22 protein-coding genes and 1 tRNA gene are annotated in these 24,642 nt (G+C 49.6%); 18 read left to right on the plus strand and 5 right to left on the minus strand.

The genetic code is table 11. The features are described 5' to 3' along the window. Positions 1–60: 60 nt before the first annotated feature. The 5 genes from GX659_01335 to GX659_01355 are packed head-to-tail and all read left to right on the plus strand — an operon-like array spanning position 61 to position 4,848. Complete coding sequence (locus GX659_01335) at positions 61–591, plus strand: OmpH family outer membrane protein (GenBank protein NLD27433.1); 531 nt, start codon at positions 61–63, stop codon at positions 589–591. After that, positions 591–1,148: an OmpH family outer membrane protein gene (locus tag GX659_01340; GenBank protein NLD27434.1), complete on the plus strand. Its 558-nt coding sequence runs from the start codon at positions 591–593 to the stop codon at positions 1,146–1,148. Before GX659_01335 ends, GX659_01340 begins: the two co-directional genes overlap by 1 nt. Positions 1,149–1,154: 6 nt before the next feature. Further along, positions 1,155–1,793: an FHA domain-containing protein gene (locus GX659_01345; protein ID NLD27435.1), complete on the plus strand. Its 639-nt coding sequence runs from the start codon at positions 1,155–1,157 to the stop codon at positions 1,791–1,793. Between the two features lie 12 nt (positions 1,794–1,805). Then, entirely contained in the window at positions 1,806–2,681 is an 876-nt protein-coding gene (locus GX659_01350; GenBank protein NLD27436.1) for a YicC family protein, read from the plus strand. A gap of 4 nt (positions 2,682–2,685) precedes the next feature. Further along, the gene (locus GX659_01355; protein NLD27437.1) at positions 2,686–4,848 is read left to right on the plus strand and encodes a bifunctional (p)ppGpp synthetase/guanosine-3',5'-bis(diphosphate) 3'-pyrophosphohydrolase; all 2,163 of its coding nucleotides are present in this window, start codon (positions 2,686–2,688) and stop codon (positions 4,846–4,848) included. Positions 4,849–4,850: 2 nt separating this feature from the next. Here the strand turns inward: GX659_01355 and GX659_01360 are convergent, their stop codons facing one another. Beyond that, positions 4,851–5,039: a 50S ribosomal protein L28 gene (locus GX659_01360; GenBank protein NLD27438.1), complete on the minus strand. Its 189-nt coding sequence runs from the start codon at positions 5,037–5,039 to the stop codon at positions 4,851–4,853. Between the two features lie 82 nt (positions 5,040–5,121). On the opposite strand from GX659_01360, the gene GX659_01365 reads away from it, so the two are divergent. The 6 genes from GX659_01365 to rsmI all read left to right on the plus strand — a co-directional run bounded on the left by GX659_01365 (position 5,122) and on the right by rsmI (position 10,565). Further along, on the plus strand, positions 5,122–5,514 hold the full coding sequence (locus GX659_01365; protein NLD27439.1) for a YraN family protein: 393 nt from the start codon (positions 5,122–5,124) through the stop codon (positions 5,512–5,514). A gap of 34 nt (positions 5,515–5,548) precedes the next feature. Continuing rightward, positions 5,549–7,315: a long-chain fatty acid--CoA ligase gene (locus GX659_01370; GenBank protein ID NLD27440.1), complete on the plus strand. Its 1,767-nt coding sequence runs from the start codon at positions 5,549–5,551 to the stop codon at positions 7,313–7,315. Positions 7,316–7,399: 84 nt separating this feature from the next. Then, positions 7,400–7,783, plus strand: coding sequence for a DUF4870 domain-containing protein (locus tag GX659_01375; protein NLD27441.1), 384 nt, complete (start codon positions 7,400–7,402; stop codon positions 7,781–7,783). 7 nt (positions 7,784–7,790) lie between these two features. Next, positions 7,791–8,204 (plus strand): DUF2752 domain-containing protein, encoded by a 414-nt coding sequence (locus GX659_01380; GenBank protein NLD27442.1) that lies wholly within the window; start codon positions 7,791–7,793, stop codon positions 8,202–8,204. Positions 8,205–8,241: 37 nt separating this feature from the next. Next, positions 8,242–9,882: an NAD+ synthase gene (locus tag GX659_01385; GenBank protein NLD27443.1), complete on the plus strand. Its 1,641-nt coding sequence runs from the start codon at positions 8,242–8,244 to the stop codon at positions 9,880–9,882. Beyond that, the gene (gene rsmI / locus GX659_01390; protein NLD27444.1) at positions 9,882–10,565 is read left to right on the plus strand and encodes a 16S rRNA (cytidine(1402)-2'-O)-methyltransferase; all 684 of its coding nucleotides are present in this window, start codon (positions 9,882–9,884) and stop codon (positions 10,563–10,565) included. Before GX659_01385 ends, rsmI begins: the two co-directional genes overlap by 1 nt. 201 nt (positions 10,566–10,766) lie before the next feature. Here rsmI and dnaK read toward each other — a convergent pair whose 3' ends face one another. After that, positions 10,767–12,677, minus strand: a complete 1,911-nt coding sequence (gene dnaK / locus GX659_01395) for a molecular chaperone DnaK (GenBank protein ID NLD27445.1) — start codon at positions 12,675–12,677, stop codon at positions 10,767–10,769. Between the two features lie 143 nt (positions 12,678–12,820). Next, positions 12,821–14,203: a hypothetical protein gene (locus tag GX659_01400; GenBank protein NLD27446.1), complete on the minus strand. Its 1,383-nt coding sequence runs from the start codon at positions 14,201–14,203 to the stop codon at positions 12,821–12,823. 221 nt (positions 14,204–14,424) lie between these two features. Here GX659_01400 and dnaJ point away from each other — a divergent pair, with 221 nt between their 5' ends. The 3 genes from dnaJ to GX659_01415 all read left to right on the plus strand — a co-directional run bounded on the left by dnaJ (position 14,425) and on the right by GX659_01415 (position 16,978). Next, entirely contained in the window at positions 14,425–15,474 is a 1,050-nt protein-coding gene (gene dnaJ, locus GX659_01405) for a molecular chaperone DnaJ (protein NLD27447.1), read from the plus strand. Between the two features lie 77 nt (positions 15,475–15,551). Continuing rightward, a complete protein-coding gene (locus tag GX659_01410) occupies positions 15,552–16,409 on the plus strand; it encodes an alpha/beta hydrolase (GenBank protein NLD27448.1) in 858 nt (285 codons plus the stop codon). After that, positions 16,406–16,978, plus strand: a complete 573-nt coding sequence (locus GX659_01415) for a hypothetical protein (GenBank protein NLD27449.1) — start codon at positions 16,406–16,408, stop codon at positions 16,976–16,978. Before GX659_01410 ends, GX659_01415 begins: the two co-directional genes overlap by 4 nt. An 8-nt stretch (positions 16,979–16,986) precedes the next feature. On the opposite strand, the gene nadB is transcribed toward GX659_01415, so the two are convergent. Further along, positions 16,987–18,561 (minus strand): L-aspartate oxidase, encoded by a 1,575-nt coding sequence (gene nadB, locus GX659_01420; GenBank protein NLD27450.1) that lies wholly within the window; start codon positions 18,559–18,561, stop codon positions 16,987–16,989. A 78-nt stretch (positions 18,562–18,639) separates the two neighbouring features. Here nadB and pgsA point away from each other — a divergent pair, with 78 nt between their 5' ends. The 4 genes from pgsA (at position 18,640) to GX659_01440 (ending at position 22,542) form a co-directional block, all read left to right on the plus strand. Then, positions 18,640–19,257 (plus strand): CDP-diacylglycerol--glycerol-3-phosphate 3-phosphatidyltransferase, encoded by a 618-nt coding sequence (gene pgsA, locus GX659_01425; GenBank protein ID NLD27451.1) that lies wholly within the window; start codon positions 18,640–18,642, stop codon positions 19,255–19,257. A gap of 56 nt (positions 19,258–19,313) precedes the next feature. Continuing rightward, positions 19,314–19,388, plus strand: a tRNA-Gly gene (locus tag GX659_01430). Between the two features lie 151 nt (positions 19,389–19,539). Continuing rightward, positions 19,540–21,264: a B12-binding domain-containing radical SAM protein gene (locus GX659_01435; GenBank protein NLD27452.1), complete on the plus strand. Its 1,725-nt coding sequence runs from the start codon at positions 19,540–19,542 to the stop codon at positions 21,262–21,264. A 15-nt stretch (positions 21,265–21,279) separates the two neighbouring features. After that, complete coding sequence (locus GX659_01440; protein ID NLD27453.1) at positions 21,280–22,542, plus strand: hypothetical protein; 1,263 nt, start codon at positions 21,280–21,282, stop codon at positions 22,540–22,542. A 1-nt stretch (position 22,543) separates the two neighbouring features. Here GX659_01440 and GX659_01445 read toward each other — a convergent pair whose 3' ends face one another. After that, complete coding sequence (locus tag GX659_01445; protein ID NLD27454.1) at positions 22,544–24,634, minus strand: hypothetical protein; 2,091 nt, start codon at positions 24,632–24,634, stop codon at positions 22,544–22,546. Between the last annotated feature and the right edge of the window lie 8 nt (positions 24,635–24,642).

Here is a 24,642-nt window from a genome sequence, read left to right on the forward strand (position 1 = left end):
GGCGACCATTATAATATAAGCGCCGGAAACGTGTAACTATGTGTAAAAGGAGGAGTTTTTATGAAAAAGGGTTTGGCCGTGATGGTATTGGTGTTGTGCGCATCGATGGTTTTTGCCGGGTACGCTAGGGCGGCTGAGCAGAGCGCTCCTTCCATGAAGCTCGGTTATGTCGACCTCAACAGGGCGCTTAACGAGGTAAACGAGGGGAAGAAGGCGAAGTCCCAGCTCGAAGCGGATGGAAAGGCAAAGAAACAGAAACTCGAGATCATGCAGAACGAGCTCAAGAAGATGAAGGAAGACCTCGACAAGCAGAGGTTAGTTCTCTCCGCTGATGCCTACAGGCAGAAGGAAGGAGAGTTTCAGCAGAAGCTCATGGAGCTGCAGCGCATGACCATGGAGTTTGAGAGGGATTTCGCCGAAAAAGAGGCGAGCTTCATAAAGCCGATAAGCGACAAGATGCAGAAGATCATCCAGGAAATCGGCTCGAAGGAATCTTATTCGATGATCGTTCCGAGAGAGATGGCCCTCTACTCACAGCCCGGTACAGACATCACCGACAGGGTGATAGCTGCATACAATAAAGGCAAATGATGAAGCGGTTTTTTCTAGTTGCAGTATTGGTCGCATCGATAACCGCTTTGCAGATATCCCTTCCGCGGATCCTCTTCGCGGAAGGGGCTTTACTGTCTGCCGTCAGGATCGGGTACGTCGATTTCAATAGAGCTCTCAATACTGTATCAGACGGAGTTGCTGCCAAGAAAAGGCTGAGAGAGGAGTTCAAGGAGAGACAGCAGCAGCTGGACAGTCTTCAGGAGGATCTGGGCCGTATTCGCTCAGAGCTCGACGGTAAGAAGAGCTCTTTTTCTCCTTCCGAGATGAAGAGCCGCGAGGATGATTATCGCAAGAAATTCTTCGAGCTTCAGCAGATGCTTGCGGCATTCAGGCGCGAGATGGAAATCCGTGAGGCGAATCTCACTAAAGATATTTTGAAAAAGCTGCGCGCGGTGGTCGAGGAGATAGGCAGTGTGGAGGGATATTCACTCATACTCGAAAAATCACAGGATGTAGTCTTGTTTGCCCCCCAGGGAAGCGATTTAACCGACAGGGTGATCGCTGGCTATGACAGGGGTAAGGGTAAAAGGAGGTAGCGCAATTTGGATAAGCAGCTCCTTGCCATATTGGCCTGTCCAAAATGCAAAGGCTCCATCAACGAAGCCGATGGCGGCAAGGTGCTTCTCTGTAGTAAATGTGAAATCCGATATCCAATAAGGAATGGTATTCCTGTGATGGCTCTCGATGAGGCGAGGGCTCTCAAGTCCACCGGAGAGAATTTTTCAGGTGAACTTCCTACCGTCACTTTTCGTGTCATAGATGGTCCGGACAGCAACATGATCTTTCAGATAGAAATGGGAACGTGCCGTGCTATCGGAAGGGCCAGCCTCGACGAGAACAAGACCTCCGTTTTCAACGTCGATCTGGCTTTGGAACTGGATGAATCCACAAGGCGTCTCGTCCTTCAGTATATCAACCAACAGTTCAAAAAATCCGAGCAAATTGGAGATGAGAAAGGGGGCGGCTTAGGATCATTTCGCAGATCGCCCGATGTCGTTTTCACCGACACTAGCCTTTCTCGAATACACGCGATGCTCTTCTACGATAAAGCGGGAGTGGGGATACTAGACCTCGTCAGCAAGAACGGAACCTACGTAAACGGCAAAGAAATCGAATCGAAGCTTCTGGCGCCTGGCGACGTCATAGAGCTCGGCGAAACGACGATATCCTACGATTCTTAAACAGGGGGCAAGATGCACTCGATGACGGGCTATGGCACGGCTGAGGGAAGGGCGGGGCAGGGCCGCCTTTTTGTGGAGATCAAGTCGGTAAATCACAGATACAACGAGCTGATCGTGAAGATTCCGGGCAGGATGACTTCAATCGAGCACCTGATCAGAAAACGCATTCAGGAAAAGTTTGGTCGTGGTAAATTCGATATATTCATAAAGGAAAAGGAACCTCTCTTTGGCGGAGTCGAAATCACCATAGATACGAAGCTTGCGAAGAGATATCAGCTAGCCATCAAGAACCTGAAAAAAGAGCTCGGTCTTTCAGGTGAGGTCGATTTTTTTCATGCTGTCGGGCTGGACAGGATAATCCAGATAGAGGAGCGCGGCGGCTCTTATGAAAAGCTCTGGCCACAGATATCCAAGGTGATAGATGTTGCCATCAAGCACGTATCCACGATGCGCCTTGCCGAGGGGAAACATATCGCAGCAGATCAAAAAAAGAGGCTTGCCTTGGTTGCAGGAATGGTCAGGTCGATGAAGAAGCATTCTCAGAGAGCCAAAAGTAACAATATAGCAAGAATAAAGAGCAGGATGAATGGAGTGCTTGGCGACACTCCCATGGAGGAACAGCGCCTGCAGCTCGAGGCGGCATATCTCGGCGGGCGGCAGGATATCTCCGAGGAACTGGTTCGCCTCGAGAGCCATCTGAAGCAGTACAGAGCACTGTTATCTTCCAAGGATGCCATAGGAAGAAAACTCGATTTTCTTCTTCAGGAGATGAATCGTGAGATCAACACAATAGGTTCGAAGGCGTCCGATTCCGACATCTCCAAAACAGTCGTGGAGTGCAAGGCTGAGCTTGAAAGGCTGCGAGAACAGGTTCAAAACGTGGAATAACGCAATGATGAGGCTAAACGACATCCTGGACATGATCTCGGCCTACAATCCGGAGGCCGATCTCGATCTCATCAAGAAGGCCTACGTCTTTGCTGCAAAGGTTCATCAGGGTCAGACCAGGCGCTCCGGAGAGCCGTACCTCACCCACCCGATGGAGGTCGCAGGTATTCTCGCGGGCATGAAGCTGGATATACCTTCTATAGCCACCGCATTTCTTCATGACACTGTCGAAGATACGGTGGCAACTCTCGAGGAGATCGAACAGCTTTTTGGGGCCGAGGTGAAAGATCTGGTAGATGGTGTGACCAAGCTTTCCAAAGTCAAGTTTACAACTTCAGAGGAGCGCCAGGCCGAAAACTTCCGCAAGATGATCATGGCGATGGCCAAGGATATCCGAGTGATCATCATCAAGCTCGCCGACAGGCTCCACAACATGCGCACCCTCGAGCATATGGTTGAGATGAAGCAGATGGACATCGCTCAGGAGACGATAGACATCTATGCACCCATAGCCAATAGGCTCGGTATTCAAGGAATGAAAGTGGAGCTGGAAGATCTTTGCCTGAAATTTCTGAAGCCCGACATTTATCATCTGATAGACGAGCAGATCAAAAAGGGACAGGCGCGGCGCGATAAGTTCTCAAAGGAGGTCCGCGAAGTTATAGTTGATAAGATGAAAGAGCATAATATCCCCTGCGAAGTTCAGGGGAGAATAAAACATTATTACAGCATCTGGAAGAAGATGGAGCGCCAGCATATTCCCTTCGACCAGATCCATGATATTGCGGCGTTCAGGCTTATCGTCGACAGCGTTCAGCAGTGCTATGAAGTTCTGGGGGCGATACATGCCCTTTGGAAGCCGGTTCCCGGAAGGTTTAGGGATTTCATAGCGATGCCAAAGGCGAACAACTATCAGTCATTGCATACCACCGTGATAGGTCCTCAAGGCGAAAGGGTTGAATTTCAGATCAGAACCCACGACATGCACCTTGTCGCGGAACATGGCATCGCGGCACATTGGAAATACAAGGAAGGGCGGCTCATCGAGGACAAGGATGAGATGAAGTTCAAGTGGATCAGGAAACTCCTCGAATGGCAAAACGAGCTTTCTGATCCCGCAGAATTTTTGGATACGGTCAAACTTGATCTCTTTGCCGATGATGTCTATGTTTTTACCCCCAAAGGAAAACTTTTGGAGCTTCCCCGAGGTTCCACCCCGCTGGATTTTGCCTATGCTATACATACCGATGTCGGGCACTCCTGCGTTGGCGCCAAGATCAACGGCAAGATCGTTCCTCTGCGGTACAACCTCCGTAGCGGTGATACCGTAGAAATTATTACCAGCAAAAAAACTCAGCCCCACAAAGACTGGCTTTCATTTGTTGCCACCTCGAGGGCCAAGGCTAAAATCAGGCAACGCCTGCGCTTGGAGGAGCACGAGAAAGTTGTATTGATAGGGCGCGAGCTGCTTGAAAAGGCATGCAGAAAATACAAGCTCAACGTCAATACAGTCGTCAAAAGCAAGGAACTCGAGGAGTTTGCAAAAAAATCATCATACGATGTCGAGATGATACTCGCTAATATAGGTTACGGCAAAATTTCTCCAAAGCAGATCATCTCGCTTTTCCTTCCCGAGGGCGGAGAAGAATCCGATTCCCGTGAGGCGCCGGGGCAGCGGGCACAGGAGTCGGTGATCAGTAAAATCGTAAGCAAGATCAAAAGCTCGAAGGGCCTGGTAAAAGTCGGCGGGATGGGAGATATGCTGGTTTCATTCGGCAAATGCTGTAACCCGATACCGGGAGATCCGATCATCGGTTTTGTCACCAGGGGAAGAGGTGTTTCGGTTCACGTAACTAACTGCGCAAAAGTTCTGGGCCAAAATCCGGAGAGATTAATAAGGGTGGAATGGGATATATCCAACGCGGCCTCACGAGTAGCCAGGATAAAGGTGGTTTGCGCCGATCTTCCGGGGGTCCTCGCCAAAATGACGGAGGCGATTACCTCTCAGGGGAGCAACATCGCAGGAGCTTCAATCACAGTAAATGAAGATAAAACAGCGACCAACAGTTTCGATGTCGAAATAAAAGACCTCGCCCAACTGCGCAACGTCATGAAGGCGCTCGAGAGGGTGAAAGGAATCATTTCCGTGGAAAGGGTTAGGGAGTGAATCTAGGCCTTTTCAATCTTGCCGGAGCGAAGGCAGCGGGTGCAAACCTGCATGCGTTTTACGGTTCCGGCAGTCTTCACGCGTACGCGTTGAAGATTTGGAAGGGAGACCTTCCTGGTCTTGTTGTTCGCATGAGAGACGTTACGGCCTACGAGAAGCCCTTTTTTACAAATGGCACAGGTGCGCGGCATTGAAATCCTCCGTTATTGCTCTTGTTAAAGTCGGGGGCATATAGCGTGACATAGATGGATTTGCAAGGGTTTTTAATATCTTATGCCCAAAACGGGAGTTAATAATCGGGTCTTTGGTAATTACGGGGAGGATCTGGCCGCGGAATTTCTTTCTTCCAGAGGATTTAAAATAATAGGGAGAAATTTATCCTATGGTCCAGGTGAACTCGATATAGTCGCTCAAAAAGGGGATGAGCTTCATTTTATAGAGGTTAAAACCCGTTTTTCGGATGACTTCGTATCCCCCCTTGACGCTATCACCGACAAAAAGCAGCGGAAGATGCTGCTCGCCTCCGAATGTTTCCTTATGGATTCCTCAAATACCTTCGATCCTGATGACCCGCCCCCCTGTTTTTTTGATGTGATTGCAATCGAGCAAAAAGAGGGGGGTGAAAATATAGAGCTTTTTGAAGATGTATTTCAATTCGAGCTTTAACTTAAAAATATAAAGCATCGATATTTATAACAATATGGCAGATAATATAGTTCAGGCCTTTGTTGATGTTTCGCACAGATATGAACAGCTTCCCTGCGCTCACTTCGAGAGGGATGGAAGCTGGGATTTTCTCACTTGGGGTGAGATGCGCCGCAAGGTGCTTGCCCTTTCCGCCGCCCTAAAAAGGATCGGTCTAAAAAAAGGAGATGCGGCGGTTATCTACAGCAAAACCAGATATGAATGGGCGATCGCCGATTTCGCGGTGATGGCCATTGGGGGGATCTCCGTTCCCGCTTATCATTCTTTTAAACTGAAAAAACTCAGTCATATAATACGCGATAGCGGTGCGAAGCTCATAATCGCTGAGGATTCCGAATTATTCGAGATAGCTGAATCTTCCGTCGAATTTCTGGGTAAAACCGATTCAACAAAGATCCTTTCAATAGATCCCTGCGGGGGCTGCCAAAACCTGGAAGACATAATGATGGGGCCATCTGATGAGGATTTGAATGAGATTGCTAAGGCTCTCGAATCCATCTCAGCCGATGATACAGCCACCTATGTCTATACCAGCGGGGCGACAGGGGAGATCAAGGGGGTAGTGCTTACCCATGGAAATCTTCTGGCCGAGATTCGTTCCATCGAGCAGATATTCGATTTCAAAAGCGACCAGATCGGGCTTCTCTGGTTGCCGCTGGCGCACGTTCTTGGGCGTATGATGGAGGTCTATCAGCTGGTCCACGGCTCCCAGACCGCTTTTGCAAACGACATAAACAGGCTACCCAAAGTCTATCAGGAGATCCAGCCGCATTTTGTCTGCGGAGTTCCGAGGATGCTAGAGAAGATACACGCCCGTGTCGATGAGTACGTATCAAAACGGTGGGTGCTTCTCAGGTGGATATTCGAATGGGCATTTGGCGTTGGAAGGGAGTTTAGCAAGCTCGATCGAAAACATCGCAGTATCCCTCTTCTGCTCAGGCTGAAATTTTTTATAGCCAGGATCCTTATCTTCAGCAGACTTCAGAAGCGGCTCGGAGGCCGGCTGGAATGTTTCATCTGCGGCGGGGCTAAGCTTAAAAAGGATGTAGCCAGTTTCTTTCACTCCGTAGGCATTTCTGTTTTGGAGGGGTATGGTCTTACGGAGACCTTTGCTGCGATAACGGTCAACAGGAAGGATGACTTCCGCTTCGGCACCGTGGGCAAACCGATCCCTGGAAGCGAGATCAGGATATCCGCAGATGGCGAGATCTTGGTGAGGGGACCGACGGTTTTTAAAGAATATCTAAACAGCCCCGATGAGACCCGTGAGTCCTTTACTCGGGATGGGTGGTTCAAGACCGGCGATTTGGGTGAATATTCCAGGGACGGATTCCTTCGTATAACCGGGCGAAGGAAGGAGGTTATCGTCACATCGGGCGGTAAGAAAATAGTTCCGACGATGATAGAGGAGGCGCTTTCGGCCTCTCCGTATATCGAGCATGTGATGGTATATGGGGATGAACGCCCCTATCTTACGGCACTTATCACGTTGAACCGTTCGAAGCTCTTGGCCTACCTGAGAAAACTCGGAGTCCACAGCGATTCGGAATCTGACCTTGCTTTGAGCGACGATGTTCGAAGGGTAATCTGGAAACATGTCGAGGAGGTGAATGCAAATCTAGCTTCCTTTGAGACTATAAAGAAGATGGAGATAATCGACTCCTCTTTTACGATAGATGGGGGCGAACTGACTCCCACCTTGAAATTCCGACGTAATTTTATAGCGCTGAAATATCGAAGGCTAATCGATTCGATGTATTGATTCTTGCAAGTTGGCGTAAAATTGTGCATAACAGCCAAAAAACAGGGGGGAATTATGATATCAGCGGGTCAGCAAAATCAGGGGATGCCTCAGAAGCCTTCTGGCGGTGGGACCGAAACCGGATTAACGCCTAATATCGCAGGGCTTTTGTGCTACATCTGCGCTCCGATCACCGGAATTATCTTCATGCTCATCGAAAAGAGCAATAAGGATGTCCGCTTTCATGCGTGGCAGTCGATGATCTTTGGGGTGGCTTACATAGTCGCCATGATCGCCCTCCAGATTGTTGCTGCAATACTGGGAATGATCGCCAGCGTGTTGGGGATAATCGTCGGGTTCTTCGTCCCCATCCTCATGCTTATCGCATTCATCCTCTGGATAGTCTGTATGGTTAAGGCCTATCAGGGAGAGCGCTGGAGGATACCGTTCCTTGGCGATATCGCTGCTAAAAAAGCAGGCCTGCTCTAGGGCTGTCGTGAATATTTCCTCAAGCCGGGTTTTGAATTCCATATGGAGCCGGGGTTTCCTGTTTGTGACCCCGGCTCTATTTTTATTTGCCTACATCCTCGGCGGTGCTTCCAATCTTGAGTCAATTCCTCTCTGCGGAATAAGATTTGCCACTGGCATCAGATGCCCCGGGTGCGGCCTTACGAGTTCCTTCGCAGCGCTTTCCCGAGGCAGGGTCAGGGAGAGTATCGATCTCCACCCTCTGGGGATATTGATAGCCCTCTTTTTCGTTTATATGTTCATCAGGGATCTCTTTGAGGTTTTTTCCGATAAATCAGTCCCTGATCTTCTCAGCGACAGAGGTCGACAGATTGTTTCACTCCTTTTCCTGATAGCGATCCTCTTTCAATGGATATTCCACCTCATCTTAGCAGCCTGTTGACTTTAACCGGCTGCGCACCTAAGGATCGGCACATATTATGAAGATAGCAGCAGCGCAGATAAATACGACGATAGGGGATTTTGATGGAAACGTCCGGAAGATCATCGAGAATATAAGGAGGGCGAAAAGGCTTTCCGCTGATCTGGTCCTTTTTCCGGAGCTTTCCGTATGCGGATATCCTCCCAAAGATCTTCTTGAGAAACCCGCCTTCGTGGAAGCGAATTTGAGGGCCGTTTCTGAAATCGCTTCGGCAACCCGCGGCATTTACGCAGTGATAGGTTTTGTAAGCATCAACGAGGGTTTAAACGGCAGGCCGCTTTTCAACAGCGCAGGGTTACTCGGTGATGGAGCTGTAAAATTCGTCCAGCACAAGACACTTCTCCCCGAGTATGACGTCTTTGACGAAGCGAGATATTTCGAACCGGCCTCAAAACAGGATATCTTCAAAGTCGCCGGGGTCGATGTAGGTCTGACCGCCTGCGATGATATGTGGAGTTTATATAGCTTTGGAGGGAGGACCCTTTATCGCAGCGATCCGGCGCGTGCGTTGGCAAACGCTGGGGTTCGCGTCATTCTAAATCTCTCGGCCTCTCCATTTACGATAGGCAAACAACTTATCAGAAGGGAGCTCATAACAAAATCCGCGCAGACTCATGGAGTTGACATAGTTTATTGCAACATGGTGGGCGGAAATGATGAGCTCGTATTCGACGGCAGGAGTTTTGCCTGTAATTCCAAGGGGAGAATTGTGCATGAATGCGCCGCATTTCGTGAGGATTTCTTCGTCTTGGATACATTTGCTGACAATCCTGCATTCGATTTAAAAGATATGTGCAGGGACGAGGAAGTCCTGCAGGTCCTTACTCTTGGGCTGGCTGACTATATGTCGAAATGCGGATTCAGGCGCGCTGTGATAGGGCTTTCCGGTGGAGTAGATTCAGCGGTTGTCGCTGCGGTCGCCTGTAGGGCGATAGGGAGTGAAAACGTCCTCGGGGTGATGATGCCCTCGATCTATTCCTCCCAGGAAAGCGTCACCGATTCCGAAAAATTGGCGAGAAATCTCGGCATGAAAACTTCTCTGCAACCCATAGGAAATATTTATCAGAGCTATCGCGAGGCGCTTGGCTACTCCTCCCATACCGATGTTTCACTGGTAGAAGAGAACATTCAGGCGCGCATACGCGGAAACATACTTATGGCGATATCCAACCGCGAAGGGGCACTGCTAATTTCTACCGGAAACAAATCGGAACTTTCCACAGGCTACTGCACTCTTTACGGTGATATGGCAGGGGGCTTTGCGCTGATATCGGATCTTCCCAAAACTTATGTTTATTCTCTGGCGAGGCATATCAACAAAGATTCGGAAGTGATTCCCAATGCGATAATAGAAAAGCCGCCGTCCGCCGAGTTGAAGCCCGGCCAGAGGGATCAGGATTCGCTTCCACCATACGATCAGCTGGATCCTATCATAACTGCCTACATAGAGGAGAGGCTTTCAGTCCGGGAGATGGTGGCAAAAGGGTTTGACAAGGATCTGGTTCACAGGATCGTGGATATGATTGATAGGAATGAATATAAAAGAAGACAGGCCGCTCCCGGGATCAAAATAACTTCAAAGGCATTTGGGAGCGGGCGTCGCCTTCCGATCGCAAAAAAATTGAACTGGGATCGATGATGGCTGGAAAATTATTCATAGTCGCAACTCCAATAGGCAACCTGGAAGATATGACCCTTCGCGCGATAAGAGTCCTCAAAGAGGCCGATCTGATCGCGGCTGAAGATACGAGGCTTACCAAGAAGCTTTTAGCTCATTTCGATATCCATACGGCGATGACGAGTTTTTTCAAGGCCAACGAAAATTACAAGGCCTCGTCTATCATATCCAGGATAGAGGAGGGGGCAAATGTCGCCTTGGTTTCAAGCGCTGGGACGCCGTGCATTTCCGATCCAGGCTATCCTCTTCTCGCTGAGGCGGTGAAGAGGGGGATAGAAATCGTTCCGGTGCCAGGGGCATGTGCTGCGATTGCGGCGCTTTCTTCCGGCGGGCTTCCTACAGACCGGTTCACTTTCATCGGATTCCTACCTGATAAATCAGGAAAGAGGAAAAAACATCTCGAGGAATTGAGCGCGGTTGAACATACCCTCGTTTTTTACGTTTCGAAGTGGAAGGCGGCAGCAACGCTCGCCGACTGCCTGGCGGTGTTGGGGGATCGCGATGCCTGCGCTGCAAGGGAGATGACAAAAGTTCACGAAGAGATTATTCGTGCGCCGCTATCTGAAATTTGCGATCGCTATGAAAAAAAATCTCCCAAAGGTGAGATAGTTTTGATCGTCGCCGGAAAGGAAACGAAAGGTTAAGATCAAGGTTAACCTTTCAGCATGCCGTCATTCCCGCATGATTTAAGCCGCCGCTACCGCGGGGCAAACGGGAATCCCGTTCCGACCGCTCACCAGTCACGGCTGTTACGGAGATGACAAGCGCATAGCTTTTAGAGTGCCCTGAATTTGCTGATTTTTCGGAGGTTACTTAAGCAATGGTCTCCGAAATTGTTCGCTTCGTTACTTCGTTTCCTCGAACTCGGCATCGACCACGTCATCGTCTTTTTTCTTCTCTTCAGCACCTGATTGGGCCTGTCCCTGCTGAGGGCCTCCTTCCGGCTGTGACTTATCAGATGCCGCCTTGTACATGGCTTCAGCCATCTTGTGGGAAGCCTGAGTGAGCGTTTCCATCGTGGCTTTGATCTTTGCGGAATCCTTTTCCTCCACGGCCTTCTTGCAAGCCTCGCATGCCTCTTCGATCTTCTTTACATCGTCCGCGGGGATCTTTTCCTTGTTTTCCTTGAGCATCTTCTCAGTATTGTAGACCATCGCATCGGCCTGATTTCTGAGCTCGATTTCCTCGCGCCTCTTTTTGTCGTCGGCTTCATGCGACTTGGCGTCCTTTACGAGATTTTCTATATCCTCTTTGGAGAGTCCGGAGGATGCAGTTATCGTTATCTTCTGTTCCTTGTTAGTCGCCTTGTCCTTCGCAGAGACATGGACTATTCCGTTTGCGTCGATGTCGAATGCGACCTCGACCTGTGGAACCCCTCTTGGAGCTGCAGGTATCCCGTCGAGATGGAAGCGCCCGAGAGTTCGGTTTCCTTCCGCCATGTCGCGCTCCCCCTGAAGGACGTGTACTTCCACGGAGGTCTGATTGTCAGCGGCGGTCGAAAATATCTGGCTTTTGCGCGTCGGTATGGTCGTATTCCTTTCGATTAGCCTGGTCATCACGCCGCCGAGCGTCTCGATGCCAAGAGAGAGCGGGGTGACGTCGAGAAGGAGCATGTCCTTGACATCTCCTGCCAGGACGCCGGCTTGAACCGCTGCTCCCGCTGCGACGACCTCATCCGGGTTGACCCCTTTATGGGGCTCCCTGCCGAAGAACTCCTTAACGAGCTGCTGCACTTTGGGTATTCTTGTGGAGCCTCCGACGAGCACGACTTCGTTGATGTCGGAAGGTTTTTTCTTAGCGTCTGCCAGCGCCTTCTTACATGGTTCTATTGATCTCAAAAGCAGGTCTTCCACCAGCGCTTCGAATTTCGCACGAGTGATCTTTATGCTCATATGCTTCGGGCCGGAGGCGTCCGCGGTGAGGAATGGGAGATTTACCTCTGTCTCCATCGTCTGCGAGAGTTCGATCTTGGCTTTTTCAGCCGCCTCTTTAAGGCGCTGTAGGACCATCTTATCATGGGAGACGTCGATCCCCTGGTCTTTTTTGAACTCGGCTATGAGGTATTCCATCAGACGCTGGTCGATATTGTCGCCGCCTAAATGGGTGTCGCCGTTGGTGGAGGCCACCTCGACGACGTTCTCACCGACTTCAAGAATGGAAATGTCGAAGGTTCCGCCGCCGAAATCGAAGACCGCAATCGTCTCTTCTTTTTTCTTGTCCAGACCATAGGCGAGAGCGGCGGCCGTCGGCTCGTTGACTATTCTTTTCACCTCGAGTCCGGCGATCTTTCCGGCATCCTTAGTGGCTTGGCGCTGGCTGTCGTTGAAATAAGCCGGGACCGTTATAACAGCATCTGTAACCGTCTCACCGAGATAATCCTCAGCCGCCTTCTTGAGCTTTCTCAAGACATGGGCCGCTATGGTGGGAGGGGCCATTTTTTTATCGCCGATGCGGACGAGGACATCCCCGTTGTCCTCCTTATCAACCTTGTACGGGACTATGCGGATTTCCTCCGGGACCTCGTCGTATTTACGGCCCATGAAACGCTTTATCGAATATACTGTGTTTTCCGGATTCGTGATCGCCTGTCTCTTTGCGATCTGTCCGACCAGAATTTCACTATCCTTCGTAAAAGCGACTACCGAGGGGGTGGTCCTGCTTCCCTCTTCATTAGTTATAACTTTTGGCTCCCCGCCTTCCATGACAGCTACGCAAGAATTTGTGGTGCCGAGGTCTATTCCTATGATCTTAGCCATTTATCTCCTCCAATTGATTAAAGTAGTTTTGAAGGAGATATGGGACTAGTTATTTATTAAGTCAAGGGGGGGAAAATATCGCCTAAAATAGACAAAGGCGACCATCTGGCCGCCTTCGATAATGAATCAGAAGAACTTTTTCTTCAGTCAAGCGAATCGGAGGTCCAGATAACGGCGTCTCCGTTGATATCCTCGTGGAGCCTTTTATTGCTCTTGATGTAAGACTGGACCGTATGAACCTCGTTTTCACTCGTGATTTTGCCTTCCACGGTGAAGAATCTACTCCCGGTAGGCTGAATTCTATCTATATGGCAGCTTATCATAGTTCCGAGGTTTTTGCATTTTCCTATTTTGTTCGCGTCTATTTTGAGCCCTCCCGCGACGACGGCCATGAAAGTTCCATCGGTGTACCAGCTTTTCCCCGCATTCGTAATTTTAAAAGACACCTTGAAGTTGTTGCCAGCTTGCTGGGTTAGGTCGGGCTCTATCCTGAGATCGTGATCATTCACTATCTTTATCGTCCTGGTTTTGAGCTTATATTTTTTATCCCCACAGATGACCTCTGGAGTGATCGTCACCGAGCTGATTCCTAGGGGGGCTCCCTCATCCACTGCCACGTATATTTGCCTGACGGCTACACCCTTCGGCGATATGGAAGGGGCGGGCTGAGAGTTCTTCGCCTTGCTTTGAGTCGTTTCACCATTTATCGACTGGGCTTTGCCTTCGACATCTGCCGGTACGATGGCATAGGTCAGCCCTTCGGGAAGTTGCAGCGGCTGCAAAGTGCATAGCTGACCCAAAGATCCCTCCGGATAGGCGATTGGGATGACGCAGTACTCCTCGCCGGAATAACAGTTCACCGCCTGCGGCTGTGGAAGGTCGGCGATAGCAGGGGAGAAATCTACCTTGAGGCCTATCAAAACGTCCATATCAGGACGCTCCTTCTTGAATGTCCGGCAGTACCCTTTTTCGGATGAATATTCCAAAACCAGCTCCTCTTCCTCATCTGCCTCTTTTTCTTCGGAGTCGTCATCGCAGGCATCCCCTTTGCCATCCCCATCCGAATCCTTCTGGTCGGAGTTGGCGACGTCGATGCAGTTGTCTTCTTCATCCGGAATTCCGTCGCCATCCCTGTCCGGCTTGTCGGTTGATGTGTCGGTTGCGAGCGCTTTTGATATCAGCGCCTTCGATGGGAGTTCGATCTCCTCAGTGGGGATCGGTATCCCGTTCTTCTCGATCGAGGAGGTGTTGATGCGGACGCAATATTCACCTTTGCCCTGAGCCTTTTTTGCGAATGTTCCATCCTCTCTCGTGAGTCCCTTGGCCAGCTCTTTGCCATCGTGATAGATCGAGACCTCGACGAAGGATGCCGGAGGGTCGTCTAGATCCATCATTCCATTTCCGTTCACGTCATAGTAAACTTCGCCGCTGATTTTTCCGGAGCATGAGCTCAGAATCAGGGCGGCGAAGATCGTCATCGATGCGAGGAGGAGGGGGAGATTCATCTTGGATTTTAGAATGCTCATAAAAGGCTCCTTTCCAACTGAGCGGATTATAAGCAATAAATATGCCAGTGTAAATATATGAAATCTAAGTTTTTTCCATATACAAGCCCCGCTTCCCCGCGCCAATTTGAGATCTGACGTCATATAATTGACATTATTGGGTTTTTTCTGCATTTATCCCCCCCCCACATATTGATTTCAGCACCATCGGTAACCATCTCTTGTGGGTGGAGAATTCTGCTATGATAAAGCGTGACTATTATGAAGTTCTTGGTCTTGATCGTGCCGCCAGTGAGGAGGAGATAAAGAGGGCCTACAGGAAGCTCGCCCTCCAGTTTCATCCGGATAGAAACAGCGATCCCGAGTCCGAGGAAAAATTCAAGGAGGCTTCGGAGGCCTATGAAGTTCTTTCCGATTCCCATAAGCGGAATCTGTATGACACATATGGGCATCAGGGTTTGGAGGGCTCCGGTTTTCGTGGCTTTACCAACCTCGACGACATATTCAGTTCGATGGGGGATATCTTCCAGGAATTTTTCGGCGGCATGGGAGGGTTTGGAAGGAGCCGTTCAAGCGGCAGGCACGGTCATGATCTGCGATACGACATCTCGATATCCTTCGGGGAGTCGGCAACCGGCGTCGAACGGGAAATTTCCGTCTCGAGGCATATCAGATGCAAACGTTGCGGTGGGTCGGGTGAGGAACCGGGAAGCATGCGTTCAACTTGTGTTCACTGCAGCGGGAGCGGAACGATGACGCAGAGGCAGGGCTTCTTCGTCATCCAGACCGGATGTCCGCACTGCAACGGCGCCGGTTCTAAGCTGGAGAAACCCTGCAACGAATGCCGCGGAGCCGGGATCTCGAAGGGTAGCAAAAAGCTCAAGGTGAAGATACCGGCCGGCATAGAAGATGGAATGCGTCTGATCCTTCGCGGGGAGGGGGATGCGGGCTTGGGCGGCGGAGCGGACGGCGATCTTCACGTTTTTGTGAGAGTAAAATCTCATGATTTTTTTGAACGCCATGGAGATGATCTCGTCTGCACGGTTCCGATCTCCTTTGTACAGTCGGCCTTGGGTGAGAAAATAGAAGTTCCAACGCTTGATTCCAAGATAGAGGTGACGATTCCTCACGGCATAGAAAGCGGCGAGACTCTTCACATCAAGGGAAAGGGGTTTCCGAACGTTCATCAGAAGGGGAAATACGGAGACCTTGTGATATATTTCAGAGTTACTATTCCGAAAAAGCTTTCCAAAAAACAAAAGGAGCTTCTCAAGGCGTTTTCAAAAAGTTAGCGCCGGGGATTTCGGTGGCTTTCTGACTCAAGATCGTTGCATTGGATCTTTCAATGGATTATCCGTATGGGGCGAATATGGAGATGAACGTTGAAATGAAGTTCGCGAAGTTGGGTGACGGCTTTGAGTGTTATTATCAGCGTTGGCTGCCGGATTCTCCGAAGGCCTTGCTCATAATGATCCACGGCCTTGGAGATCATATCGGAAGATATAACGAGCTGGTTTCCCACTTGGGGTGCCAGGGCTACGCATGTGCTCTTTACGACCGAAAAGGGGATGGGCAGAGTCCAGGAAAGCGAGGGCAGATCGGATCCTTCAGTTCGCTGCTTGAAAATCTTGGTCATTTCATTTCATTTGTGCGCGTCAGGATGGACCCGGGGCTTCCGACAATCCTGATAGGCGGGAGCCTCGGGGGTCTGATAGCGATAAACTACATCGTCGAAAAGAGAGGGCATGTCGACGGATTGATTCTCGCCTCGCCGGCTATCGAGCCCATAATAAAAATTCCGGAGTGGAAAAAGAAAATCGTCCGCAGGCTTGCCAGGATATTGCCTTCTATTACCGTAGATAACGAATTCTCCTTTGACGACATGACTTCCGACGAGGATGAAAAAGAATATCTGATGAAGGACAGGTTCTTTCACAAAAGGCTCTCCCTTGGGGGGGCAGTGGAGATAGAGAGCCGACTTAAGTACGTCATGACCATGGCGCACAGGATTTACGTTCCAACTCTCATATTGACGGGCTCCGCGGACAGGATATGCGATCCTGAAGGGAGCAAGGCGTTTTACGAAAGGCTTGCTGCGGTCGACAAAACAATTATTTCTTACGAAGGAATGTTGCACGATATCCTGCACGACACAGGACGCAAAAGGGTGATGGATGACATGGCAAGCTGGCTCGCAGCCAGGGAGGGCTCTTGGAGGAAAAAATGAGATCGAAGATATTTTCTGTTATCGCGCTACTGATTGCCGCATCTGTTTTTTCAATCTCTGCCGAAGCCGGATACAATCGTAAACTCAGCAGAGCTACCAAATCCGACAGGATATACAGAATAGAGAACATGGACGCGACGCTAATCTGGAATGCCACCTTCTTCAGCGACGATTTCAGGAAGGCATTCGAGAGCAGGCATTTAAAACTTCATCGTGCACTGGATGATGTCCATAAAAACCTCTTTATATCCGAACAACAGGCCCGGCAGGATAAATACTGGGAATTTTTCGTCGGAATCTATACGAAAGATGATTATAAATATTTTTCCGATGAAAGCGGATCATTTTGGAAGGTATATTTGACCGCAGAAAATGGCGACAGGATCGACCCCGTGTCTATTTCCAAAGTCAACATAACTCCTTACGAAAGGCAGATGTTTCCATATCTGCATCGCTGGTCGCGCGCCTATAGAATTCTTTTTCCGAAAGTTCCGCTAGGGGATGAGTTCAACCTGACTGCCACCAGCGTGATAGGGACATCTGCTCTCAGTTGGAAAGTTAAAAAATAGATTTCAGCTCACCTGTTTGAGATCCTCAGAATGGTATTATATTTCATCGATTTATCCGTCGATGGGTGGTCTATGTTGAAATGGAGACCGCGGCTCTCCTTGCGCATCATCGCTGAGCGAACGACCAGTTCGGCTACGAGGGCGATATTTCGCAGCTCTATCAAGTTGTTGGTTACGGTAAAATTCCAATAATAATCCCTTATTTCTTCCTGAAGAAGCTCCAGCCTGTTGTGAGCTCTTTCGAGGCGTTTGTCCGATCTGACTATTCCGACATAATTCCACATGGTCCTCCTTATCTCATCCCAGTTTTGCGTGATTACAACCTCTTCGTCGGAGTCGGTCGCGTCACCTGAATCCCATTCCGGTACGCCGATATTCTTTTTTGGCATCCGCAGGAGTTCTTCCTTTGCGCTTTTTGCAGCCCGTGTTGCCATCACAACAGATTCGAGAAGGGAGTTGGAGGCGAGTCTGTTGGCCCCGTGAAGTCCGGTGCAGGTGACCTCTCCGCAGGCATAGAGGTTTTCTATGTCCGTCTTGCCGTCGAGGTCGGTTACGACTCCGCCGCAGAAATAGTGGGCAGCGGGTACGACCGGAATGGGAACCTTGCTGATGTCGAATCCGAATTGAAGACAGCGCCGGTATATGTTAGGGAACCGCGTTTTCACAAACCTCTCGCCAAGCGAGGTGGCATCGAGAAGGACGTATTCATCGCCGGTTCTTTTTAGCTCGGCGTCGATAGCTCTAGCCACAATGTCGCGCGTGGCGAGATCTCCTCTTGAGTCATATTTTTCCATGAACCTTTCGCCGTCGATTCTTCGTAAAACCGCACCTTCGCCACGAAGCGCTTCAGATATCAGAAAAGACTTCGCCTGCGGATGAAAAAGGCAAGTCGGATGAAATTGAACGAATTCCAGATTCGCTATGCTCGCTCCAGCACGATAAGCCATCGCGATTCCGTCCCCCGATGCGATGTCAGGATTTGAGGTGTACAGATAGACCTTGCCTGCGCCTCCCGAGGCGAGGCAGATTTTTCTGGCAGCAAAACTGAGCACTTTCTTTTTTTGAATATCCAGGACGTATGCGCCGAGGCATTTTGATTCTGCCGATCTTATCAGATCGATTGCGAGGTGGTTTTCATAGATCATTACATTCGGATGGGAAGAGAGGGCCTTCAACAGAGAGTCCTCTATCTCCTTGCCGGTGATGTCCCCTGCGTGAATAACCCTGCGGTGGCTGTGCCCTCCTTCTTTTGTAAGATCGAGAGAGAGTTTTTCGCCGCGCGTGAAACGCACCCCCCAATTTACGAGCCTCGCTATTTGTTCCGGCCCCTCTCCGATGATCGTTTTTACCACATTCTCGTCGCATAATCCCGCGCCGGAGCGAATTGTATCCTGGGCATGGCTTTGAAAGGAGTCGAATTCATCGATGACTGCGGCAATTCCGCCTTGAGCTACTGAAGTGGCGGATTCATCCTTCCTGCGCTTGGTGACTATCGCCACAGACCCTGAGTTTGCGACGGATAGGGCGAAGGTCAGACCTGCGATACCGCTGCCGATTATAAGATAATCGAATGTGTGGGGCATGGAGGGGCGCTCTATCAGAGAACCCTTTTCGATACAATCCCTTTGACAAAGAGAGCTACTGGAAATAGAGCTCCCGAAATGACAAATAGAATCCCGCTGAATATGCCCAACATGATAACGCTAGGCAGGCTGGCTGCCGTTCCAGCGCTGATTTTCATAATGATATTCATGGATGACTCTTCTCCGAATATATCCTTAAATAAAACCCTCTCCTTCCTCTCGGCGTTTTTATTCGTTATAGCCATGAGCTCGGATATGATAGACGGATACTTGGCCAGGAAATATAACCTCATCACCATTTTTGGGAAGTTCATGGATCCCCTGGCGGACAAGATGCTTTTCATAGTTGCCATGATAATGATGATCGGGCTCGATCGTATTCCGGCGTGGATCGTCGCGCTCTTTTTTATGCGTGAGGTTGCGGTTACTTCACTTCGGGCTATTGCATCCAATGAGGGGGTGGTCATATCCGCCAGCCATTGGGGAAAATATAAATCTGCCTTTGTATCCTCTGCCACAGTCGGAATGCTTCTGCATTATCCCTTTTTTGGTGTGAACTGGAAATTGATAGGATGGGCTCTTTTAGTCCCTTCTTTCATATTTTCGATGGCCTCCGGGCTGCACTACGCGATCGGCTTCTTCAGATCTGTTCCTTCGGCTGGCGAAGTTCTTGACAAGGGTTCTCCATCTGTGTAGTTAGCGCGGTTCGGCCACCGGCGACGCAAGGTCGCCGCTGACGTAACGGAATCTACGCGGGAGTAGCTCAGTGGTAGAGCGTCACGTTGCCAACGTGAATGTCGCGAGTTCAACCCTCGTCTCCCGCTCCATTGAGAGGCCTCCAAAAATGGGGGCCTTTTGTTTTTCCTGGTTTTTCATGCCCTATCTCCTGAACTTTTTTCAGATGCCTCCCTTTTCCTTTTTCTGGTTTCAAGCTCGACTCTATGCTAAAAGACAAGGGTCCAAGACCTAGGGGGCAGGTTGGATAAAGTCGATTTTCTTTTTATCAATGTCAGCATTGGCACTTTGCCGCTAAAGGCGAGCAGCAAGATACCTCCGCTTGGAGTGCTTTCAATAGCGTCATTTTTAGAAGATAGCGGTTACCGTTCCAGGGTTGTTGACACAGCCCGTCCGTTTTTTAGCATCTCATGGCTTAAGGATTATCTCGCTTCAACGACCCCTCGATACATCGGATTTACCCTTTATACGGATTATCTGCACAGCATTAAGAGGCTCATCTCTATAATCAGAAACGTTTCGCCAGCATCGATTCTGGTTTGCGGAGGCCCCCATGCAAGTATCTGTGATAAATCGACCCTATCCGAGCTTGATGTGGAAATAGTGGTAAGGGGGAATGGGGAGGTTCCATCCCTTGAGCTCCTATCGGGAAAGCGACTTTCGGAAATAGCGGGGATCTCATACCTTATCAAAGGGTCGTATCAAAGAAATCCCGATTCGCCATCCCATTCACTGGATACATTTCCATCTCCGGATCTGTCCCTGATCGAACCGGATTCAGCATTTGAATATCTCCCTGCCATCGCACCTGAAAGGGGGTGCACTTTCAGGTGTTCATTTTGTGCAGCTGGAACGCTTTCTCCAAAGGTACTTTTCAGGTCGATGAATCTGCTCGAGAAAGATATCCTTAAATTGTTGCCCATGTGTGAAAGTAAAATTTTAGTCCTTGTCGGCGATACATTCACCGTCAATCCTTCGAGGGTTCTAGAATTCTGCAACATGATCAAAAAAATCGGCGGCGGCAAAAAGTTCATTTGGTATGCGGAAGGGAATGTCAATTCCATCAGGGAAAATCCGGAAATCCTCTCCGCGATGTACGACTCCGGACTGAGGTTTCTCCAATTTGCTCTCGAATCTGGAGTTCCATCAGTCTTGAAGGCCTACAACAAGGAGGTCGATCTGGATTATGCGATAGACCTCGTTCGTGAATGTGCTCGTCTGGGTATTTTTATACATATTAACTTCATCGTTGGTGGGCCTTTCGAGAGTGATGAGACTATTTCCAGGACAAAGGCCTACGCCAGAAAATTGATCGCTGCCGGCAATGGATATCTCAATATGCTTTTTCCATATCTCACGCCTTTGCCAGGGACTGATATTTTTGACAATCCAGAAAAATATGGTCTAAAGATTTTGGATAGAGATCTGCTTTCCTCATTCGCGTTCAACAATGCTGTCGTGGAAAGCGCTGCTTTGTCGCGCGGTGAAATCATATGGCATAGGTTTAATATAATGCTCGATCTGCTTGGAGAGACATTTGCCATGATGAAATTGCCAGATCCTCTTCGCAATGAGAGGTGTGTTCAGGCTTCATTGCTTGCTGGGAATTTCCATCCTGCTGTAGTTGCAGATAACTATATCGACTGGAATGACTACTTCGTTTCCGGATGGAAGGGGGTTTTTGCCAAACTGCCAGAGTATCATCAGTTTTTAGATTCAGCTAAGGAACCATTTGAGCAACTGATTCCAATAAGAACCAGTGCGGTGGTCGTGAACCTCGATGGCAATATCGACTTTCCCCATGTTGCCGATGATCTTTCCCCGATTCAGAGCAGAGTTTTGGACTTAAGCGCAGGAAAACTCACTGCCGAAGAGATTGCTTCCCGGCTCGGTGAGAGTTTTTCGGCCGTCAAGGATGCGCTAATAGCTCTGGAAAAGATCGGCGCAATTATCTACGGATCTTTTTGATGCAGAGGATTTAATATGAAAAATTACACTCCATTCAAGCCGTTCCTGAAAAGTCCCGAGGGGCTTTCTAAATTCATGATCAAGCAGCTTCTTTCGAGGTACGAGCGTGGAGTGGGTGGCGTTCCCTCCGAAATTGCATCCGTGATCAAGCTTCTGTGCGATGATGCTTCTTTGCCCCACATCTCCTACATCCATACCAAAGGCGGTGCGGTAAAAAAACTCGCCGATATTTTTATCTCCTATCTTTCCGACTCCTCCTCCGAATCGGAGCTCTCAACCTCCTTCATGAAGATAAATGGCTGGGATGAGATCCCATTTTATGCCGCCGGACTCGCCTCTGCTACTTCCGCGCTCTATCTTGCTCTCCTCGAGGCCGGAGCTAAGGGAGGAGAGGTCATAACAACATCATTCAACTACGTAGGCGTAATCAACGCCATATACATGTCCGGAGCGACGCCGGTATTTATAGATGTGGATTCCGATCACTGGATGATGGACCCAAACCTTTTGGAATCGGCCATCAATAATAATACCAGGGCTATCGTTCTTACCCACTTGAATCAATTTGCCGATCTTTCTCCATATCTCGAACTGTATGAGCGCAAGGGCTTGGAAATTCCGTTTATACAGGATGCCTCCGTAGCGATGGGCTCTAAGAATGGAGGCCTTCATCCTGGAATCTTGAATCTGGGGGTAGGGGGGGCGACCATCTTTAGTCTGGCTACATCGAAAGTTCTCACCGGGCTTGGCGGCGCTCTCATGGTTTCCAATGATGAGAGCTTTTTGCACCGCATCCTTACGATGGCATATCAGGGAATAGACTTGACGGGCGGAGCTGGAATTCTCTTAGCGGGCGGCAATTTTAAAATGAACGATATCAACGCTGCTATAGCGATCGAGCAGTTAAGGCGCGCAAAGGAGATATTTGGCAGGAGGAGAAGGTTAAAGGAATTCTACGATCTGGAGCTCGCGGATTTGGAAGAGTCCGGAAAATTAAAGATGCAGAGCTGTTCCGGCGAACCAGTGGTTACACATTATCCCATCAAGGTTGCGAAACGCGACAGTCTCGCTGCCAAAATGGCTGCAGACGGCATCATCCTATCCCGTTGGCATGCATGTCATATGGAGGAATTTTGTCGGGTTAATTCCGCAAAGGCCGGATCAGGGTTGCCCGTGACTGAAGACCTCCAGGAGAGGCTGACCTTTCTTCCATTTTACGCTGATCTCACGGAATCCGACATTAAGTTCATAGCTGAAAATCTGAAGGGGAAGCTTTAATTCAGTATCCTTTTTTAAAATCCATTTCACCCAGAAGAGTTTCGCCCTTTTGGTAGAGGTCCAAGTTCAAGGCGAATCTCGCCATCGTCCGGGGCCAGTACATGTTGCTCCAAGCTGAGATGTGAGGCGTTATTATTATATTGGGGGCTTTGTAGAGTTTTGACCATCGAGAGAGAGGCTCCCTTTGAAAGACGTCGCAGGCGGCACCGCCTATCTTGCCTCTTTTCAGGGCATCATATAGCGCATCCTCGTCGACGAGCTCTCCGTGGGCAATATTGATAAGGCATGCGTGTTTTTGCATCATCTCGAATTCGGCAGCCCCCATCATTCCACGTGTGAGATCCGTCGAGGGGGTCGCGAGAACTACATAATCGGCTATCTTTATGGCTTCGTGGAATCTGTTGAATGGAACCTGCTCATCCACTGCATCGCTTTTTTCAGTTTCATCCCTCGTGATTCCAAGCACGGCCATTCCGAGCGCTCGGCAAAGTAGTGCCAGTGCGGTGCCGACTCCTCCCACGCCGACTATCGCTACGGTAGATTGCATCAGTTCCCGGGAAGGTGGAGAGGCGTGATAGATTTCGCGTGTGGCGAAGCGTTTTTTACCTTGGAGGAGTATTGAGTCGCGTATTTTTCTCGATAGGGAGAGCATCATCCCGAGAGCAGTTTCTGCAATTGGAACGGCGTGAAGTCCCTTTGGCATGCTGATTTTTATTCCACGTTCCACCGCTTTTTGAGGGACTTTCGAAATAGCTATGGTAGAAACCGAGTGGTACCACCTGAGATTTTTTGCCTTTTCAAGGATCTCGTCGGTCAGTTCATGTGAAAATAAAATCTCAGCCTCCTCAATCCTTGAAATATTCCTCTGCGCAAAATTGCCGAATGTGAACTCCATATTTTTATGCTCATCACGCACCCAGTCAAGGAGCTCTTGAGGGGGGTCGATTGAAGGGTTGTCATATTTTATTGGAGCCAGCACCAAGGGGCGCTTTTTCCCTCCGGGTCTCAGAAAACCCTTGAGTACGCCGGATGTTTTTACGCTCGCGAACTGTTGCTGGCGGAGTTCCCTTAGGCGCTCCTCACCGATTCCCAGCTCCGATAGCGCCTTGTATGTCGCATCGGCGCTGACTTCGGTTAGATCAGGGTTCTTTCCGAGCATCCGTATCAGATCTAAAAATTCCACGCCGCTTTTTTCTGCGATATCTTTATAGAAGTGGAGTGGATAGAGGTCTATGTTGGAATCCGCCGTCATCACGTCTATGGAATCGATGCCTTGATGGCGAGGCAGGATAGGGGCTATTATCGCATCGGCTGCAGCGACTAGGTTCTCAAGTTTTATTCCATCAGCGAATCCTTTGCGTTTCAGGAGAGAGACGAGGATCTCCATCTGGGCATTTCCTCCCGCGCGACCTATTCCTTTCAGACTGGCATCCAACATGGATGCGCCGGCATCGACCGCCGCCAGGGAGTTCGCTACGGCCATCGCGAGGTTGTTGTGTCCGTGGAAACCGATTCTTATACGAATGGAATTCCTCAGACGGGATATTATCTCCGATATCTGATCGGGAAGAAAATGCCCGGTCGTATCGACTAGATAGAGGGCATCGATTCCCATTTGCTCCACCTTTTTGGCCGCCTCGATGATTTTTTCGATCGGGCGCCTGGATGAGCGCATGAGCTGAAAAAACATCTCGATGTCGGAGCGAGCCCCCCTTATGTATTTCACCTGCTCTTCAACCGACTCAGGGCTGTCCACGTTGGCAGCGACTCTTATGAAGTCGACCTTTTCTATTACTGCGTCAATATCCGAGAAGGAGGTGATAGCCGCCCCCCCTCCTATGACTCCAATTTTGATATTTTGAGCAGCCGATTTTGCTGCACTTACGTACTCCTCATCGCTTGCGGCTGCCTCTAGCCCTGGGATTCTGCCCGCCCCCAAGCCACAACCATGGCTGACCTCCATGTATTGGATCCCTGCCTCTTCGAGTTCTTGCGCGAGTGCAGCAACCTGATCCGGGGTGTACTTGTAATGAAGCAGGTAACTTCCATCCCGAACGGTCACATCCATAAGGGAAATATCTTTATTATTCATATAGTTAT

The sequence above is a fragment of the Myxococcales bacterium genome, assembly GCA_012513515.1.
Classification (GTDB): domain Bacteria; phylum UBA10199; class UBA10199; order 2-02-FULL-44-16; family JAAZCA01; genus JAAZCA01.